At 72.5% G+C, this 16,928-nt stretch carries 16 protein-coding genes; 12 read left to right on the top strand and 4 right to left on the bottom strand.

The window, feature by feature from the left end:
• Positions 1-64: 64 nt before the first annotated feature.
• Entirely contained in the window at positions 65-1,069 is a 1,005-nt protein-coding gene (gene fgd / locus AB0I60_RS06635; protein WP_360726275.1) for a glucose-6-phosphate dehydrogenase (coenzyme-F420), read from the top strand.
• Between the two features lie 30 nt (positions 1,070-1,099).
• Here the strand turns inward: fgd and AB0I60_RS06640 are convergent, their stop codons facing one another.
• Positions 1,100-1,546: a cupin domain-containing protein gene (locus AB0I60_RS06640; protein WP_360726833.1), complete on the bottom strand. Its 447-nt coding sequence runs from the start codon at positions 1,544-1,546 to the stop codon at positions 1,100-1,102.
• Positions 1,547-1,587: 41 nt separating this feature from the next.
• The gene (locus AB0I60_RS06645; RefSeq protein WP_360726277.1) at positions 1,588-3,111 is read right to left on the bottom strand and encodes a GGDEF domain-containing protein; all 1,524 of its coding nucleotides are present in this window, start codon (positions 3,109-3,111) and stop codon (positions 1,588-1,590) included.
• Positions 3,112-3,290: 179 nt separating this feature from the next.
• Between AB0I60_RS06645 and ruvC the strand changes: the two genes are divergently transcribed.
• From ruvC to AB0I60_RS06685, 8 genes are all read left to right on the top strand, one after another.
• Positions 3,291-3,896 carry a crossover junction endodeoxyribonuclease RuvC gene (ruvC, locus tag AB0I60_RS06650; protein ID WP_360726835.1) on the top strand — a complete coding sequence of 202 codons (606 nt, stop codon included), beginning with the start codon at positions 3,291-3,293 and terminating at the stop codon, positions 3,894-3,896.
• Positions 3,893-4,483 carry a Holliday junction branch migration protein RuvA gene (gene ruvA / locus AB0I60_RS06655; protein WP_360726279.1) on the top strand — a complete coding sequence of 197 codons (591 nt, stop codon included), beginning with the start codon at positions 3,893-3,895 and terminating at the stop codon, positions 4,481-4,483. The genes ruvC and ruvA overlap by 4 nt, the downstream gene beginning before the upstream one ends.
• Positions 4,480-5,535 (top strand): Holliday junction branch migration DNA helicase RuvB, encoded by a 1,056-nt coding sequence (gene ruvB / locus AB0I60_RS06660; protein WP_360726280.1) that lies wholly within the window; start codon positions 4,480-4,482, stop codon positions 5,533-5,535. Before ruvA ends, ruvB begins: the two co-directional genes overlap by 4 nt.
• A gap of 96 nt (positions 5,536-5,631) precedes the next feature.
• Positions 5,632-6,021 (top strand): preprotein translocase subunit YajC, encoded by a 390-nt coding sequence (yajC, locus tag AB0I60_RS06665; protein ID WP_360726282.1) that lies wholly within the window; start codon positions 5,632-5,634, stop codon positions 6,019-6,021.
• 356 nt (positions 6,022-6,377) lie between these two features.
• Positions 6,378-8,213 carry a protein translocase subunit SecD gene (secD, locus tag AB0I60_RS06670; protein ID WP_360726284.1) on the top strand — a complete coding sequence of 612 codons (1,836 nt, stop codon included), beginning with the start codon at positions 6,378-6,380 and terminating at the stop codon, positions 8,211-8,213.
• A 4-nt stretch (positions 8,214-8,217) separates the two neighbouring features.
• Positions 8,218-9,396 carry a protein translocase subunit SecF gene (gene secF / locus AB0I60_RS06675; protein ID WP_360726285.1) on the top strand — a complete coding sequence of 393 codons (1,179 nt, stop codon included), beginning with the start codon at positions 8,218-8,220 and terminating at the stop codon, positions 9,394-9,396.
• On the top strand, positions 9,393-9,911 hold the full coding sequence (locus AB0I60_RS06680) for an adenine phosphoribosyltransferase (RefSeq protein ID WP_360726286.1): 519 nt from the start codon (positions 9,393-9,395) through the stop codon (positions 9,909-9,911). Before secF ends, AB0I60_RS06680 begins: the two co-directional genes overlap by 4 nt.
• A 168-nt stretch (positions 9,912-10,079) precedes the next feature.
• Positions 10,080-12,380, top strand: coding sequence for a bifunctional (p)ppGpp synthetase/guanosine-3',5'-bis(diphosphate) 3'-pyrophosphohydrolase (locus tag AB0I60_RS06685; RefSeq protein WP_360726288.1), 2,301 nt, complete (start codon positions 10,080-10,082; stop codon positions 12,378-12,380).
• Between the two features lie 295 nt (positions 12,381-12,675).
• Here AB0I60_RS06685 and AB0I60_RS06690 read toward each other — a convergent pair whose 3' ends face one another.
• On the bottom strand, positions 12,676-13,536 hold the full coding sequence (locus tag AB0I60_RS06690) for a peptidylprolyl isomerase (protein ID WP_360726290.1): 861 nt from the start codon (positions 13,534-13,536) through the stop codon (positions 12,676-12,678).
• A 144-nt stretch (positions 13,537-13,680) separates the two neighbouring features.
• Here AB0I60_RS06690 and AB0I60_RS06695 point away from each other — a divergent pair, with 144 nt between their 5' ends.
• From AB0I60_RS06695 to AB0I60_RS06705, 3 genes are read left to right on the top strand one after another with little or no spacing between them, the layout of a single operon-like run.
• On the top strand, positions 13,681-14,379 hold the full coding sequence (locus AB0I60_RS06695) for an MBL fold metallo-hydrolase (protein WP_360726292.1): 699 nt from the start codon (positions 13,681-13,683) through the stop codon (positions 14,377-14,379).
• Positions 14,380-14,386: 7 nt separating this feature from the next.
• Entirely contained in the window at positions 14,387-15,649 is a 1,263-nt protein-coding gene (gene hisS, locus AB0I60_RS06700; protein ID WP_360726293.1) for a histidine--tRNA ligase, read from the top strand.
• Positions 15,646-16,272, top strand: coding sequence for a hypothetical protein (locus AB0I60_RS06705; RefSeq protein WP_360726295.1), 627 nt, complete (start codon positions 15,646-15,648; stop codon positions 16,270-16,272). Before hisS ends, AB0I60_RS06705 begins: the two co-directional genes overlap by 4 nt.
• Here AB0I60_RS06705 and AB0I60_RS06710 read toward each other — a convergent pair.
• Positions 16,229-16,816, bottom strand: coding sequence for a hypothetical protein (locus AB0I60_RS06710; protein ID WP_360726296.1), 588 nt, complete (start codon positions 16,814-16,816; stop codon positions 16,229-16,231). The two genes, AB0I60_RS06705 and AB0I60_RS06710, sit on opposite strands and share 44 nt — an antisense overlap.
• Positions 16,817-16,928: the final 112 nt, after the last annotated feature.

Here is a 16,928-nt window from a genome sequence, read left to right on the forward strand (position 1 = left end):
CCCCACGCTGCCGCACCGCGCGGTTCCGTAGAGTGCGGGAGGGGATGAGCCAGGAGGAGCGGCAATGGGGCTGAAGATCGGGTACAAGGCTTCCGCGGAGCAGTTCGGGCCCCGGGACCTCGTGGAGTACGCGGTGCGGGCCGAGGAAGTCGGACTGGACAGCGTGACCGTGTCCGACCACTTCCTGCCCTGGCGGCACGAGGGCGGGCACGCCCCGTTCGCGCTGTCCTGGATGGCCGCCGTGGGGGAGCGGACCAGCCGGGTGCTGCTGGGCACCAGCGTGCTCACGCCGACGTTCCGCTACAACCCGGCCGTCATCGCGCAGGCGTTCGCCACCACGGCCCTGCTGTACCCGGGCCGGGTCGTGCTCGGCGTCGGCACCGGCGAGGCGCTCAACGAGATCGCCGTCTCCGGCCGCGAGTGGCCCGAGTTCAAGGAGCGCTTCGCCCGGCTGCGGGAAGCCGTCCGGCTCATCCGCGAGCTGTGGACCAACGACAGCGTCGACTTCGACGGCGACTACTACAAGCTGGTCAACGCGAGCATCTACGACCGCCCGGAGCACCCGGTGCCGATCTACGTCGCGGCCGGCGGCCCGACCGTGGCCAAGTACGCCGGCCGCGCGGGCGACGGGTTCATCTGCACGTCCGGCAAGGGCATGGACCTCTACACCGACCAGCTGCTGCCCGCCGTCCGGGCCGGTGCCGAGGCCGCCGACCGCGACCCGGCGGGCATCGACAAGATGATCGAGGTCAAGCTCTCCTACGACCGCGACCCGGAGGCGGCCCTGGCCAACACCCGGTTCTGGGCGCCGCTGTCGCTCACGCCGGAGCAGAAGCACAGCGTGGGCAGCGCGGAGGAGATGGAGCGGCTGGCCGACGAGCTGCCGATCGAGCAGGTGGCCCGGCGGTGGATCGTCGCGTCGAACCCGGAGGACGCGCTGGCGCAGATCAAGCCGTACGTCGACGCCGGGCTCGACCACCTGGTGTTCCACGGGCCGGGCCACGACCAGGAGCGGTTCCTCACCCAGTTCTCCGAGGACGTCGTCCCCCTGCTGCGCGACCTCGCCTGACCCGTCCGGTGCCCGCCGCCGGGCGCGGGCTCAGAAGCGGGCGAAGCGGCGGATGCGGTCCTCGTGCTCCGGGTAGCGGGGGACCAGGTCGTCGGCCCTGGCGAACTCCACCACGTCGTCGGTGTACGGCGGCACCACGACCGTCCCCACCAGGGACCAGTCGCCCTCCGGCGCGCTCGCCTGCCACACGCCCGCCTCCACGACCACCTGCGGGCGGTGGCCGGCGGCCAGGTCCAGGCCCAGCACCGGTTCCTCCACCGTGCCGTCCGGGCGCAGCAGCAGCATCCGCAGCGGCGCTCCCGCGTGGTGGGCGTAGACCTCCAGGTGCGAGAGCCGGTGCAGGCCGGAGAACTCCGGCGCGCGCAGCAGGTAGTAGATCGCCGACGCCTCCGGCGAGCGCCACGACTGGGCCCAGTGCCCGCCCTCGACCGGCAGTTCCGCCAGGCCCAGCCGCGCGACGACCTCGTCCGGGCCCAGGCCCGCGAAGTTCACCGTCCGGGGTGTCACCTCATCGGGAGTCACGTCAGCTCCGCCTCCACCGACCCGTGCACCACGACCATCCCCTTGCCCAGCCGCTTCGCCGTGTACATCGCCGCGTCCGCGCTGCCCAGCAGGTCGTCGGCGGTGAGCGCCGGGTCGCGCGCGGCCCGGTGCGAGATGCCGATGCTGGCGCGGATGCGGTGCACGCCGCCGGGCGTCCGGTGCGGCGACGACACCGCGTCCAGCACCCGCCGGCCGATCTCCTCCGGCGGCGACGGGTAGCCGTCCACCAGGATGCCGAACTCATCGCCGCCCAGCCGGGCCACCGTGTCCTGGGCGCGCACGCAGTGCTGGAGGCGTTCGGCGACGATCCGCAGCACCGCGTCGCCCTCGGCGTGGCCGTAGTTGTCGTTGACGTCCTTGAAGCCGTCCACGTCGATGAACAGCACCACCAGCGGTTCGGGGCCGTCCAGGGCCGCGTCGAGGCGCTCGCGGAACAGCACGCGGTTCGCCACCCCGGTCAACGGGTCGTGGTACGCCTGGTGCCGCAGCCGCTCCCGGCTGTCGCGCAACTGCTCCAGCAGCCGCACGTTGTCGATCAGCGTGAACAGCTGCCGCGCGATCACCAGCAGCACCACGGCCAGGCCGACGTAGATCTCGAACGGGTTGAGCCGCACGCCGGTCGCCGTGCCGACCACGATGAACAGGCCGGTGACCAGCATCGGCAGGTAGGGCACCAGGATGTGCAGCATCTCGCCCGCGCGCAGCTTCCCGGCGGCGACCCGCTCGCGGCCGGCGCTGCTCGGCGCGATGGACGACAGGAAGTACAGCCCCGGGCACACCATGAACCCGATGTCGGCGGCCACCGGCACGTCCGAGACGCCCTTGCTGACCAGGTAGGCGAACACCCAGCCGGACGCCGACTGGCCGAGGCCGGCCAGCGCCACGAACAGCATCGGCAACTGCCGCACCGACCGGTGCGACCACGACGAGACCAGCAGCACGACCAGCATCACCAGGTACGCGGCGGGGTGCGCGACCACGGTGGCGAAGCCCGGCCCGGACGTGGCCCACGCCCGCACCATCGACTCCAGCAGCGACACCCAGGTGAGCACGAACAGCGAGCCGACCACGATCAGGCCGTCCAGCGCGATCACCACCCGGCTGCGGTGGTTGGGCAGCGACCCCGCGCCGCCCTGCCCGAGCACGAGCACCGCGCACAGGGCCAGCACCGGCACCATGATGAAGCCCAGCGGGGCCACCGTGGTGGACGGCAGCGAGACGCCCAGGAACACCTGCCCCCACGTCCACGCGCACAGCCCGACCACCAGGCTCGCCATCGAGGCGGCCATCCACAGCCGCCACCGCCGCGCCGCGCCCTCCCGGCGCAGGCCCGCGCGCCAGTAGCAGACCATCGCCGCCACGGCACCGGTGAGCTGGGTGAACTTGTCGACCGCGATCGCCGCCGGGCGGTCCAGCGCACCGGACACGACCAGCACCACCACCACGACCAGGAACGCGCAGACGGCCGCCGCGATGAGGCTGAACCGTCTCAGGGTCATGGCACCCCGCCTATGCCGCGACTGGAGTCGATCAGTGGACCGAGCCACTGTATTGACCTGGTGACGCTGTGTCGACCTGGGGGTGTCCGCCGGTCACCGGCGCGTGTCGGGCCGTGCCGGCCGGCGCGCACCCGGTACGGTTCGAACTGGTGTTCGTGACGTTCTTCGAGGGGGCCGGCGTGCGCGTGTTCGGAGTCGACCCCGGTCTGACCCGGTGCGGGTTCGGGGTGGTCGACGGCGGCCCCGGCCGCACGGTCCGGCCGGTCGCGGTGGACGTCGTGCGCACCCCCGTGGACGCCGACCTCGCGATCCGGCTGCTCCAGCTCTCCGACGCCGTGGAGGAGTGGCTGGACCGCTACCGGCCGCAGGCGGTCGCGGTGGAGCGGGTGTTCAGCCAGCACAACGTGCGCACCGCCATGGGCACGGCCCAGGCGGGCGGCGTCGTGGCGCTGTCCGCCGCGCGCCGGGGCCTGCCGGTCGTGTTCCACACCCCCAGCGAGGTCAAGGCCGCCGTCACCGGGTCCGGCCGCGCCGACAAGGCGCAGGTGACCGCCATGGTGACCAGGCTGCTGGGGCTCAAGCAGGCGCCGAAGCCCGCCGACGCCGCCGACGCCCTCGCGCTGGCCATCTGCCACCTGTGGCGCGCGCCCATGCGCGCCCGGCTGGAGGAGGCGCAGGCCAGGGCCGCCGAACTCGCCCGCGCGCACCGCGCGAGACTTGCCCAGGCCGGTGCCCGGCTCTCCGCCGGGCAGACGAACGCCAAGACCGGAGGAAAGGCCCAGTGATCTCCTCGCTGCGCGGGCAGGTGCTGTCCATCGGACTCGATCACGCCGTGGTGGAGGTCGGCGGCGTCGGCTTCGCCGTGCAGGCCACGCCCACCACGCTCGCGGCGCTGCGCCGGGGCGAGGAGGCCCGGCTGGCCACCGCGCTGGTGGTCCGGGAGGACTCGCTGACCCTGTTCGGGTTCGCCGACGCCGAGGCCCGCGAGCTGTTCGGCCTGCTCCAGACGGTGTCCGGGATCGGTCCCCGGATCGCGCTGGCCACCCTGGCCGTGCTGGAGCCGGACAAGCTGCGCGCCGCGCTGGCCGAGGGCAACATCACCGTGCTCACCCAGGTGCCCGGCATCGGCCGCAAGGGCGCGGAGCGGCTGATCATCGAGCTGCGCGACAAGGTCGGGCAGTGGGAGGCCGCGCCCTCCGCCGGGCCCGGCGCGGGCCAGGTCCGCACCCAGGTCGCCGAGGCGCTGCTCGGGCTCGGGTTCCCGGCCAAGCAGGCCGAGCAGGCCGTGGACGCGGTGCTCGCCGACGACGGCTCGCTGGGCACCTCCGAGGTGCTGCGCCGGGCGCTGGCCGCGTTGGGCCGGAAGCGGTGAACTTCGAGGAGGAGTCGCCCCTCGACCCGCTGCGCGACCCCTCGGAGCGGGACGTCGAGTCCACCCTGCGGCCCCGCGACCTGCACGAGTTCGTCGGGCAGCCCAAGGTGCGCGAGCAGTTGGAACTGGTCCTGCAGGGCGCGATGCAGCGCGGTGCGCCGCCGGACCACGTGCTGCTGTCCGGGCCGCCCGGCCTGGGCAAGACCAGCCTCGCCATGATCATCTCGGCGGAGCTGGGCGCGTCCCTGCGGATCACCTCCGGGCCCGCCCTGGAGCGCGCCGGCGACCTCGCCGCGATGCTGTCCAACCTGGTCGAGGGCGACGTGCTGTTCATCGACGAGATCCACCGCATGGCCCGGCCCGCCGAGGAGATGCTGTACCTGGCGATGGAGGACTTCCGGGTCGACGTGGTGGTCGGCAAGGGGCCCGGCGCGACCAGCATCCCGCTCGACATCGCCCCGTTCACCCTGGTCGGCGCGACGACCCGGTCCGGCGCGCTGACCGGCCCGCTGCGCGACCGGTTCGGCTTCACCGGGCACATGGAGTTCTACAGCGCCGACGAGCTGGAGCTGATCATCCGGCGCTCGGCCAAGATCCTCGGCGTCGACCTGCGCGAGGACGGGGGGCGCGAGATCGCCGGGCGCTCCCGGGGCACGCCGCGCATCGCGAACCGGCTGCTGCGCCGGGTGCGGGACTTCGCCGAGGTGCGCGCGGACGGCGCGGTGACCCGCGAGGTGGCGCGCGCCGCGCTGGCCGTCTACGACGTGGACGAACTGGGCCTGGACCGGCTGGACCGGGCGGTGCTGGGCGCGCTGGTCCGGTCGTTCGGCGGCGGGCCGGTGGGGGTGTCCACGCTGGCCGTGGCGGTCGGCGAGGAGCCGACCACGGTCGAGGAGGTGTGCGAGCCCTACCTCGTGCGGGCGGGTATGTTGGCACGCACACCCCGTGGCCGGGTGGCGACCGCCTCGGCGTGGCTGCACCTGGGGCTCCAGCCCCCGGCGAAGGCACCTGGTGAGGCCACCCGGACGCTGTTCGACGACGCCGGCGACTGATCGGGATTGCTGACCTGGCACAATCGGCGGCGGCATCCCAGAAAATCCGGACGTTCCGGGCAGACCTGTCCCGCCGCGCCGGTTGAACGGAGAATGATGGGCAACCTGTCTTCCTTGATGTTCCCGCTGCTGCTCGTGCTGCTCGCCGTGCCGCTGTTCCTCAGCGCGCGCAAGCAGAAGCGGGCCGTGGCCGAGCAGCAGGCGCTTCTCAACTCCCTGGAGCCCGGCGACCTGGTCATGACCACGTCCGGGCTGTACGGGACGGTCGTGGAGTCCGACGAGTCGCTCGACGACACCAAGATCGAGCTGGAGATCTCCGAGGGCGTCGTCACCACGTGGCTGCGCCAGGCGATCCGCGAGAAGGTCGTGCTCGACGCGGACGACGAGGCCGACGAGGTCGTGGACGACGTCCAGGACACCTCCGCCGTCGTCGTGGACGAGCCGGTCAAGCCCGCCGCGCCGGTCCAGCAGGACAGCAAGAAGTAGCGCGGAAAGCGAATGGGTCGTGCCGCCGGCGCGGTGCGGCCCATTCCGCGCGGTGCCGCCGGCCCGGCGGGGCGCATTCCGCGCCGGGCCGTTTCCCGGGTGAATCCGCTGGTCAAGTGTGAACGCCGAACGGCCGATGCGATTGGTCCGGTTAACGCCTTATGGCCGGTCGGCGCATTGTCCCGGGTGGTCCGCAGCCGGAGCGCAACCGGTGACAGACAACTCACGCGGTGCGGGGTACGCTGCGCAATCGACCCGGCAGGGCAGTGCCGGGCGGGCAAGCGCTGCCCTGGTCCGCAACGGCGGTCACGGCGGCGTTCGACATCATCTTCGGAGTTCTAGGAGACGGACGGACCGTGGCACCTCCGGCCGGGCAAATCCGCCCCGCGAAGTACTTGGGCGCGTTTGTCCTCATCGTGGTCGCGCTGTACTCCTTGGTGTTCTTCACCGGGAACGGCAAAGCGACTCCCAAGCTCGGCATCGACCTCCAGGGTGGCACGCGGGTCACGTTGACCGCACGCGCACCCGACGGGCAGACGCCGACGGACCAGGCGCTCAACCAGGCCCGGGAGTTGATCGAGACCCGGGTCAACGGTCTCGGTGTCTCCGGCGCGGAGGTCGTGCGCGACGGCACCAACCTGGTCATCACGGTGCCCGGTGCGGACAGCGAGGGCGCGAAGCGCCTGGGCCAGACCGCGAAGCTGAACTTCCGCAAGGTCGTCGGCTCGCCGCTGCCCAACGCGCAGCCCGCGCCCCCGTCGACGTCCGGCACGCCGGCCCCGTCGGGCTCGAACGCGCCGACGACCACGCCGAGCGCCCCGCCCGCCGGTTCGGAGACGGCGACCGCGCCGACCACCACCGCCCAGGGCCGCCCGGCCCCGGCGCTGGAGGCGCAGCCGACGACGACCACGCCGCCCGCGTCCGGGACGACGCCCGCCACGACGACGTCCGCGCCGGCCAAGCCCGAGGTCGACTGCCGCAAGGTGTTCAACGGCGAGTACTCGGAGAAGGCCGAGGACGCGATCAGCGAGTCGCGGGCCTGCCGCCAGGACCCGTCGCTGACCACGCTGGACGCCCAGACCGTGCAGCAGGCGCTGACCGCCTTCACCTGCCCGGCCAAGGACCCGCTGCTGGGCAACGACGACCCGGCGCTCCCGCTGCTGACCTGCGACCAGAAGAGCGAGTTCAAGTACGTCCTGGCCCCGGTCAACCCGCCGGCGGACGGCAGCGTCAAGGACACCGACTTCAGCCTGTACTCGCGGCTGACCGGTGAGGACATCGGCAACGCCACCTCGGGCACCGACCCGCAGGGCGCCGGCTTCATCGTCAACCTGACCTTCAAGGGCGAGGGCGGTGACAAGTGGGGCAAGTTCACCTCGGCGAACGTGTCCCAGCAGGTCGCCGTCGTGCTCGACAGCCAGGTGGTGTCCGCGCCGAACATCAACGAGCCGATCATCGGCGGCAACACCCAGATCTCCGGCAAGTTCTCCCAGAAGGAAGCCGACGGCCTGGCGAACGTGCTCAAGTACGGTTCGCTGCCGCTGTCGTTCGAGGCGTCCGAGGCGGAGACGGTGTCCGCGACGCTGGGCCTGGCCTCGCTGGAGGCCGGCCTCATCGCGGGCGGCATCGGCCTCGCGCTGGTGTTCGTCTACTGCCTGATCTACTACCGCCTGCTCGGCCTGCTGACCATCCTGTCGCTGGTGCTCTCCGGCGCGGTGGTCTACGCGGTGCTGGTGCTCCTCGGCCGCTGGATCGGGTTCACCCTCGACCTGGCCGGCATCGCCGGTTTCATCGTCGCCATCGGCATCACCGCCGACTCCTTCGTCGTGTTCTTCGAACGGCTCAAGGACGAGGTGCGCGAGGGCCGGACGTTCCGCTCGGCCGTCCCCCGGGCGTGGGTGCGGTCGCGCCGCACCATCCTCTCGGCGGACGCGGTCAGCTTCCTGGCCTCGGCGATCCTGTACGTGATCGCGGTCGGCCAGGTGAAGGGCTTCGCGTTCACCCTCGGCATGTCGACCGTGCTCGACCTGGTCGTGGTCTTCCTGGTCACGCACCCGCTGGTCGCCATGGTCTCCAAGTCCAAGTCCCTGTCCAGCCCGAAGCTGTCCGGCCTCGGCGGGGCCGTGCAGGCGGGTGCGGACGACCGGGCCGCCACCGCGGCCGGCAAGAGCGCCGCCGTGAAGGAGGTCTGAGCCGATGTCGCAGTCAAAGCGCAGCATCTTCACCCGGCTCTACGTCGGTAACGGCGCGTTCGACATCGTCGGCAAGCGCAAGCGCTGGTACGTGCTGTTCGGCCTCGTGCTGCTGGTGTGCATCGCGTCGATCGTGTTCCGGGGCTTCAACCTCGGCATCGACTTCACCGGCGGCACCCGGATCCAGATGCCGGCCAACTCGGCGTCCGGGGCGATCAGCCAGGAAGCGGTCAAGGACAGCTTCAGCAAGGCGCTCGGCGAGGAGCCGACCTCGGTGCAGGTGGTGGGCACCGGCGCGTCCGCGACCATCCAGATCCGCTCGGAGACGCTGGACGCGGCGAAGGTCACCACCGTCAAGGCGGGCCTGAACTCCGACCTCAAGCCGACCGGCGGCCTGGAGTCGATCAGCGACAGCGCCGTGTCCGCCTCCTGGGGCGGCGAGATCACCACGAAGGCGCTGATCGCGCTCGCGGTGTTCTTCATCGCGGTGGCGATCTTCCTGGCGCTGTACTTCGAGTGGTCCATGGCCGTGGCCGCGCTCGTCGCGGTGATCCACGACGTGGTCATCACGGCCGGCATCTACTCGCTGGTCGGCTTCGAGGTCTCGCCCGCGACGGTCATCGGCCTGCTCACCATCCTCGGGTTCTCGCTGTACGACACAGTCGTGGTGTTCGACAAGGTCAAGGAGAACACCAGAGGACTGCTGGGCCTGACCCGGCGGACCTACGGCGAGGCGTCCAACCTGGCCGTGAACCAGACCCTGATGCGGTCCATCAACACGTCGCTGATCGCGCTGCTGCCCGTGGTGGGCCTGCTGGCGATCGGCGTGGGCCTGCTCGGCGTCGGCACGCTGAAGGACCTCGCGCTGGTGCAGCTCACCGGTATGGCGATCGGCGCGCTGTCGTCGATCTACATCGCCACCCCGGTGGCCGTGGACCTGAAGATGCGCGACCCGCGCTACAAGGCGCAGGCGGCCCGGGTGCGGCAGCGCCGCGACAACCTGGCCCGCAAGGCGTCCGGCGAGGTGGCGACCGGTGGCGACGTCGTGGAGTCCACGGACGACGAGTCGTTGCAGGCCGAGCTGCGCCGGGAGAAGGCCCTGACGGCGGCGGCCGGCGTGCCCGACCGCACCGGCAAGGCCGCCGACGCGCGCCGCCGCCCGACCGGCAAGAAGCACCGTTGAAGCTGGACCGGGCCCTCGGGCTGATGCGTGAGGTCCCGGACTTCCCCCGACCGGGGGTCGTGTTCCGGGACCTCACGCCCGTCTTCGCCGACCCCGACGCGCTGCGCGCCGTGGTGGACGCGCTCCAGGACGAGGTGCACCCGGACACGCAGGTCGTCGCGGCCGTCGAGTCCCGGGGCTTCCTGATCGGGGCGGCCCTGGGCTACGGCTGGCGCTACGGCGTGGTGCCGCTGCGCAAGCCGGGCAAGCTGCCCGCCGTCGCGCACCGGGTGTCCTACGACCTGGAGTACGGCACGGCCACCCTGGAACTCCCGGCCGGGGCCATCACGCCTGGTCAGCAGGTCGTGGTGGTGGACGACGTGCTCGCCACCGGGGGCACCGCCGCCGCCGCGTGCACCCTGGTGGAACGCGCCGGCGGCGTCGTCACCGGCGTCTCCGTCGTGCTGGAGATCCCGGCGCTGGGCGGCCGGGACCGGCTCGCGGGCCGCTCGGTCAACGCGCTGACCTGCGCCTGACGCGCGGTGCCGGGGCCCGTCCCCGGCACCCGCGCCCGCCCCCCGGCCGACCTGTCCGACCGAAGCCCGACCTGCAGTTCGTCGTGTGAACTTCGCCGCTCATCGGTCAACCGGCGAGACGGACGGCGTGACGGAGCTATCCTCGGTGCCTAGCCCCGAGGAGCGTGGTTGAGCCAGGACACCGAACCCGCCGCGACGACGCCGCCCGTGCCCGCACGGCCCCCGTCGGCCACCAGGCGCGTGCGCGCACGTCTCGCCCGCCGGATCACCGCCCAGCGCGCCGCACCGGTCAAGCAGGTCCTGGAGCCCCTCGCCGCCGTCCACCGGGACCTGCACCCCAAGGCCGACCTGGCCCTCCTCCAGCACGCCTACGACGTGGCCGAGGAGAAGCACCGGCCCCAGCGGCGCAAGTCGGGCGACCCCTACATCACGCACCCGCTCGCGGTGGCCACCATCCTGGCCGAGCTGGGCATGGACACCACGACGCTGGTGGCCGCCCTCCTGCACGACACGGTGGAGGACACCGACTACTCGCTGGACCAGCTGCGCGTCGACTTCGGCAACGAGGTCGCCCTGCTGGTCGACGGCGTCACCAAGCTGGACAAGGTCAAGCTGGGCGCGGCGGCCGAGGCGGAGACCATCCGCAAGATGGTGATCGCCATGGCCAAGGACCCCCGGGTGCTGGTCATCAAGCTGGCCGACCGGCTGCACAACATGCGCACCATGCGCTTCCTGCCGCCGGAGAAGCAGGCCCGCAAGGCCCGCGAGACGCTGGAGGTGCTGGCACCGCTGGCGCACCGGCTGGGCATGGCCACGGTGAAGTGGGAGCTGGAGGACCTGGCGTTCGCCATCCTCCAGCCGAAGAAGTACGACGAGATCGTGCGCCTGGTCGCCAACCGCGCGCCGTCGCGCGACACCTACCTCAGCGGCGTGATCAACGAGCTGTCCTCCCAGTTGGAGGGCGCGCGGATCACCGCCAAGGTCGAGGGCCGGCCCAAGCACTACTACTCGATCCACCAGAAGATGATCGTCCGGGGCCGCGACTTCGACGACATCCACGACCTGGTGGGCGTGCGCATCCAGGTGGACGAGGTGCGCGACTGCTACGCCGCCATGGGCGTGGTGCACGCGCTGTGGCAACCCATGCCCGGCCGGTTCAAGGACTACATCGCCCAGCCCCGGTTCGGGGTCTACCAGTCGCTGCACACGACCGTGATCGGACCGGACGGCAAGCCGCTGGAGGTGCAGATCCGCACCTACGACATGCACCGCACGGCCGAGTACGGCATCGCGGCGCACTGGCGGTACAAGGAGACCCGGGGCACGCACAGCGGCAAGGGCGTCGAGGTCGACGAGATGGCGTGGATGCGCCAACTGCTCGACTGGCAGCGCGAGGCCGCCGACCCCGGCGAGTTCCTCGAGTCGCTGCGGTTCGACCTGGCCGCGCGGGAGATCTTCGTCTTCACGCCCAAGGGCGACGTGGTGACGCTGCCGACCGGGTCCACGCCGGTCGACTTCGCCTACGCCGTGCACACCGAGGTGGGGCACCGCTGCATCGGCGCGCGGGTCAACGGCCGGCTGGTCGCGCTGGAGCGCAAGCTGGAGAACGGCGAGGTCATCGAGATCTTCACCTCCAAGGCGGAGGGCGCGGGGCCGTCCCGCGACTGGCTGTCGTTCGCGGCGTCGCCGAGGGCCAAGGCGAAGATCAAGCAGTGGTTCGCCAAGGAGCGCAAGGAAGAGGCCATCGAGGTCGGCAAGGACGCCATCGCCAAGGAGGTGCGGCGGGTCGGCCTCCCGCTGCAGCGCCTGGTGTCGGCGGACTCGATGGGCGCGCTGTCCAAGGAGCTGCACTACCCGGACGTCTCGGCGCTGTACGCGGCGGTGGGGGAGGGCCACACCTCCGCCCGGCACGTCGTGCAGCGGCTGGTCGCCCAGCTCGGCGGGGTCGACCACGCCGAGGACGAGCTCGCCGAGCGGTCCACCCCGTCCACGGTCGCGCGGCGCCGGGTCACCGGCGACGCGGGCGTGATCGTCAAGGACGCGGCGGACGTCTGGGTGAAGCTGGCCCGGTGCTGCACCCCCGTGCCGGGTGACGACATCCTCGGCTTCGTCACCCGGGGTGGTGGCGTCTCGGTGCACCGCACGGACTGCACGAACGCCGACGAGCTGCTCAAGACGCCCGAGCGCCTGCTGGACGTGGAGTGGGCCCCGTCGGCGTCCTCGGTGTTCCTGGTCGCCATCCAGGTGGAGGCGCTGGACCGGCACCGGCTGCTGTCGGACGTGACGAAGGTGCTGGCCGACGAGAAGGTCAACATCCTGTCCGCGTCGGTGACCACGTCCCGCGACCGGGTCGCGGTCAGCCGCTTCTCGTTCGAGATGGGCGACCCGAAGCACCTGGGCCACGTGCTGAAGGCGGTTCGGAGTGTCGAAGGCGTCTACGACGTGTACCGGGTGACGTCGGCGTCCTGACGGGAGGGCGGCGGGTACCGGGCGGGGACCTCCGCCGGGACCGCCCGCCCTGTCGCGCTGCCCTGATCACCGGCCGGGCCGGCCTGCGGGTGGCGTGAATCGATCACGTCAGCGAAACGTCATGCGCGGCTGCGACCATCCGGCTGCCGGGTGCCTCACACGCCCGGCGGGGAAGACGAAGGGGCCCGGCTCTCCTCTCCCGAGAGCCGGGCCCCTTCGCGTCCGCCGCTCGAGCGGCAGTCGCCTGCGCGACGGTCGACCACCAGTCGCCTGCGCGACGGTCGTCATCAGTCGCCTACGCGACGGTCACCGTCTCGAACTTCACTTCCTTGTTCGGCTTGCCGCCACCGGGCGACGGGTCGAACGAGCCGTCGTGGCCCGCGCGGGCGACGTCGTCGATCAGCTTCAGGCCCTCTTCGTCCAGGCTGCCGAACACCGAGTAGTCCGGCGGGAGCTGGGCGTCGCCGTAGACGATGAAGAACTGGCTGCCGTTCGTGCCCTTGCCCTCGGCGTCCTTGCTCGCGTTCGCCATGGCCAGGTAGCCGCGCCCGTAGGTCAGCTCCGGCCAGGTCTCGTCGTCGAAGGCGTAGCCGGGGCCGCCGCTGCCGGTGCCCGACGGGTCGCCGCACTGGAGCATCTGGAGGCCCTGGGTGCCGATGCGGTGGCAGCCGACGCCGTTGTAGTAGCCCTGCTTGGCCAGGCTGATGAAGGAGTTCACCGTGCACGGGGCCAGGGACCGGTCGAGGGTCAGCTTCAGCTCGCCGATGTTCGCCTTGATCGTGGCGGACGCGGTGCCGGTGGAGGAGATGCCGGTCGCCTCGGGCGCCTTCGTGCCCTCCTTGGCGGCGGGCTCCTTCGACGGCCGGTACTCGCAGTTCACCGGGTCGGCGAGCGCGGTCTGCCGCTTGGGCAGCGCCTTGACCTCGGTCGGGATCTGGATCGGGGCGGCGGAGGTGGAGCTGGCGGCTGCGTCGGTGTCCCCGCCGCCGAAGTCCGCGGTGGTCAGCCAGTAGACCCCACCCGCGACCACGACGACGAGCACGACGGTCAAGCCCACCGACAGGAGTCGGCGCCGCTTCGCGCGCTCCGCCCGGCGGACGAGCTGGCGCTCCAGCTTCCGCTTGGCCTGCTCGCGGCGCTGCACGTTGGTCGGCACCTGCAACCTCCCTGTTCCTGCGTCGACCGGCGACGATCGGTCAGCAGTCTAGGGGGCTCGCATATGGCTGGTGTCAGGCGGATAGGCTGGTAGGGAGGTCCACCGGCATCCGTTGCCGATCCGTTGCCGTAGAGAGGTGTCCGCGTGCTGGTGATCGGGTTCCCCACCGGCGCCCTCCAGGCCAACTGCTTCCTCCTCGCGCCCGAGGCGGGTGGCCCGTGCGTCGTGGTCGACCCCGGTCAGGACGCGACGGAGCCGCTGACCCGGGCGCTGCGCGAGCACCGGCTGTCCCCGGTCGCGGTCCTGCTCACCCACGGGCACTTCGACCACACCTTCTCCGTCGCGCCGGTCTGCGACGGCAACGACGTGCCGGCCTGGATCCACCCGGCCGACCGCGCGCTGCTGTCCGACCCGCTCAAGGGCATCAGCGCCGAGTCGCGCGCGTTCTTCGGCGGCGACCTGGAGATGCGCGAGCCGCGCGAGGTGCGGGAACTGGCCGACGGCGCGGAACTCGACCTGGCGGGGCTGCGGCTGACCGTCGACCACACACCGGGCCATACCGGCGGGTCGGTGATGTTCCGCGCCGGCACCGAGGAGGGCGGACGGCTCGTGCTGTCCGGCGACACCCTCTTCGCCGGCGCGATCGGACGCACCGACCTGCCGGGCGGCGACCACCGGTCCATGCTCGCGTCACTGCGCACGAAGGTGCTGACGTTGCAGGACGACACGGTGGTGCTGCCCGGCCACGGGCCCACGACGACCATCGGCCGCGAGCGCGTGAGCAACCCGTTCCTGCTGGAACTGGGCGACGACGCGCCCGCCGCACCGCACCGAGGACTGTGAAGACACCGTGACCGCGTTCTCCGCCCCCAAGGGCGTCCCGGACTACTTCCCCCCCACCTCCGCCACGTTCGTCGCGGTCCGCGACACGCTCGTGGACTCCGCGCGCCGCGCGGGCTACGGCTACGTCGAGCTGCCCGTCTTCGAGGACACCGGGCTGTTCGCGCGCGGCGTCGGCGAGTCGACCGACGTGGTGACCAAGGAGATGTACACCTTCACCGACCGGGGCGGCCGGTCGATCACGCTGCGCCCCGAGGGCACGGCGGGCGTCATGCGCTCGGTCATCGAGCACGGCCTCGACAAGGGCCAGCTCCCGGTCAAGCTCGTCTACGCGGGCCAGTTCTTCCGCGCCGAGCAGCCGCAGGCCGGCCGCTACCGGCAGTTCCACCAGGTCGGCGTCGAGGCGATCGGCGTGGACGACCCGGCGCTGGACGCCGAGGTCATCGCCATCGCCGACGAGGCGTTCCGGCGGATGGGCCTGTCCGGCTACCGGCTGGAGCTGACGTCGCTGGGCGACGCGTCGGACCGGCCCGCCTACCGCGAGCTGCTCCAGTCGTTCCTGTCCGGGCTGCCGCTGGACGCCGAGACCCGCCGCCGCGCGGAGATCAACCCGCTGCGCGTGCTGGACGACAAGCGCCCCGAGGTGCGGGCCCTGGTGGAGGCCGCGCCGCTCATGCGGGACCACCTCTCCGACGCCTCCCGGGAGCACTACGAGGCGGTCAAGGGCTACCTCGGCGACCTGGGCGTGAAGTACGTGGAGAACCCCAGGATGGTGCGCGGCCTGGACTACTACACCAAGACGTGCTTCGAGTTCGTGCACGACGGCCTCGGCGCGCAGTCCGCGATCGGCGGCGGCGGGCGCTACGACGGCCTGATGGAGCAGCTCGGCGGGCAGCCGCTGTCCGGTGTGGGTTTCGGCCTGGGCGTGGACCGCTCGATGCTGGCGTGCCAGGTTGAGGGGGTGGAGCCGGGCAACCCCTCGCGGTGCGACGTGTACGGCGTGCCGCTGGGCGAGGCGGCCAAGGCGCGGCTGGTGGCGCTGTCGGCGGCGCTGCGCGCGGAGGGCGTGCGCTACGACCTGGCGTACGGCGGCAAGGGCTTGAAGGGCGCGATGAAAGGCGCCGACCGCTCCGGCGCGCGGTTCGCGCTGGTGCTGGGCGAGCGGGACATCGACGCGGGTGTCGTGCAGCTCAAGGAGCTGGCCACCGGCGACCAGCGCGAGGTGCCGCTCGCGGACGTGGTGGACTCGGTGCGGGAGGCGTTGGGCCGGTGAGCGACGAGCGGATCCCACTCGACCTGCTGGACCCGGCCGCCGTGCGCAAGCGCGCCCGGACGGTGGCGATCGGCGCGCTGCTGGTGGCCGCCGCGTTCGGCGGGTTGCTGGGACTGCTCGCCGGGCAGACCGCCGGCCTGGTCACGGCGGCGGTGTTCGCCGTGCCGCTGCTGCTGCTGGCGTGGTCGGAGGCGCGGCGGCGGGTGTGGCTGGAGGGCCACGTCCTGTCCGTGCGCGCCTTCGGCACCCGCTCGGTGGACCTGCACGCCGCCGACCAGGTGGACCTGCTGGTGACGGACATGCGCGGCAGCCGGACCGTGGGCCTGTTCGTGCGCGGCGGCGGCAAGGCGATCAACCTGGCGCTGGCGATCTACGCGGGCACCGGCGGCCGGGAGCAGGGCGTGTTCGGGCTGCGGAAGCTGGCGGACGTGCTGGCCGGTCGCGGCGACGCGCTGGGCCTGGTGTTCTCCGACCTGCTGGTGGCCCAACTGCGGGCCGAGGCGCGCGGCCTGGCCGCCGCCGACCGCCCGCTCTACCAGCTCGGCTCGCTGGCCCCGACCGGGCGGCTGGCGCAGAAGCTCAACCCGGACGCGGTGTCGCGGTTCGTGTCGACCCTGGACTGACCGGGCGCGGGGCGTCCGCCGTGCCCACGTCGAACCGGCCGGTGGCGGTCGCCTCGGCCAGGCCCGGCACGGTGCCGCAGGCGATCCGCCACTCCGGGACGACCGTGCCGAGCCGGGCGCGGAAGTGCCCGCCGACCCCGCGCCCGGCGACGACGGCCCCGTCCAGCGCCGCGTCGTCGGTGAACGAGCCGGACAGCGCGTAGTCGACGGTGCTGGTCTCGGCGCGGCCGTCGCGCAGCCGCCAGGTCACGGTGCCGGTGCCGGTCGGCGTGCCGTCCGGCCGGGTGCAGGTCAGCTCCCCGGTGACCCGCCCGGTGAACGAGGCACCGCTGATCGGGCCGCCCGGCTCGCCGCACGGCCGCCCGGTCGCGCGGACCGTCACCGTCGACCGCTGCGGCGCGTGCCGCACCCCGGGCTGGAACGTCGCGGTCCCGGTGAAGTCGCACCCGACCGCCGCCCGCACCTCCGCGACACCGCCGTGCGCCGCCCCTGCGGCAGCCGCGGTCGTGGCCAGGACCGCCCCGATGAGCACGAGTGCCCGCATGTTCCCTCCAGGACGCCGCCCTGAGGCCCCTCCCCGTGGCGTCCTCGTCCATGGTGTGCTCTGCGGCCACCACGAACCCGTCACCCACAAGCGTGGTCTCGCTGCACCACCG

Source organism: Actinosynnema sp. NPDC050436, from assembly GCF_040655415.1.
In the GTDB taxonomy this organism is placed as follows: Bacteria; Actinomycetota; Actinomycetes; order Mycobacteriales; family Pseudonocardiaceae; genus Actinosynnema.

Excerpts from the sequence above, each read along its gene's own strand:
- fgd (WP_360726275.1), top strand. The coding sequence starts at position 65 with ATGGGGCTGAAGATCGGGTACAAGGCTTCCGCGGAGCAGTTCGGGCCC.
- AB0I60_RS06645 (WP_360726277.1), bottom strand. The coding sequence starts at position 3,111 with ATGACCCTGAGACGGTTCAGCCTCATCGCGGCGGCCGTCTGCGCGTTC.
- yajC (WP_360726282.1), top strand. The coding sequence starts at position 5,632 with ATGGGCAACCTGTCTTCCTTGATGTTCCCGCTGCTGCTCGTGCTGCTC.
- secF (WP_360726285.1), top strand. The coding sequence starts at position 8,218 with ATGTCGCAGTCAAAGCGCAGCATCTTCACCCGGCTCTACGTCGGTAAC.
- AB0I60_RS06710 (WP_360726296.1), bottom strand. The coding sequence starts at position 16,816 with ATGCGGGCACTCGTGCTCATCGGGGCGGTCCTGGCCACGACCGCGGCT.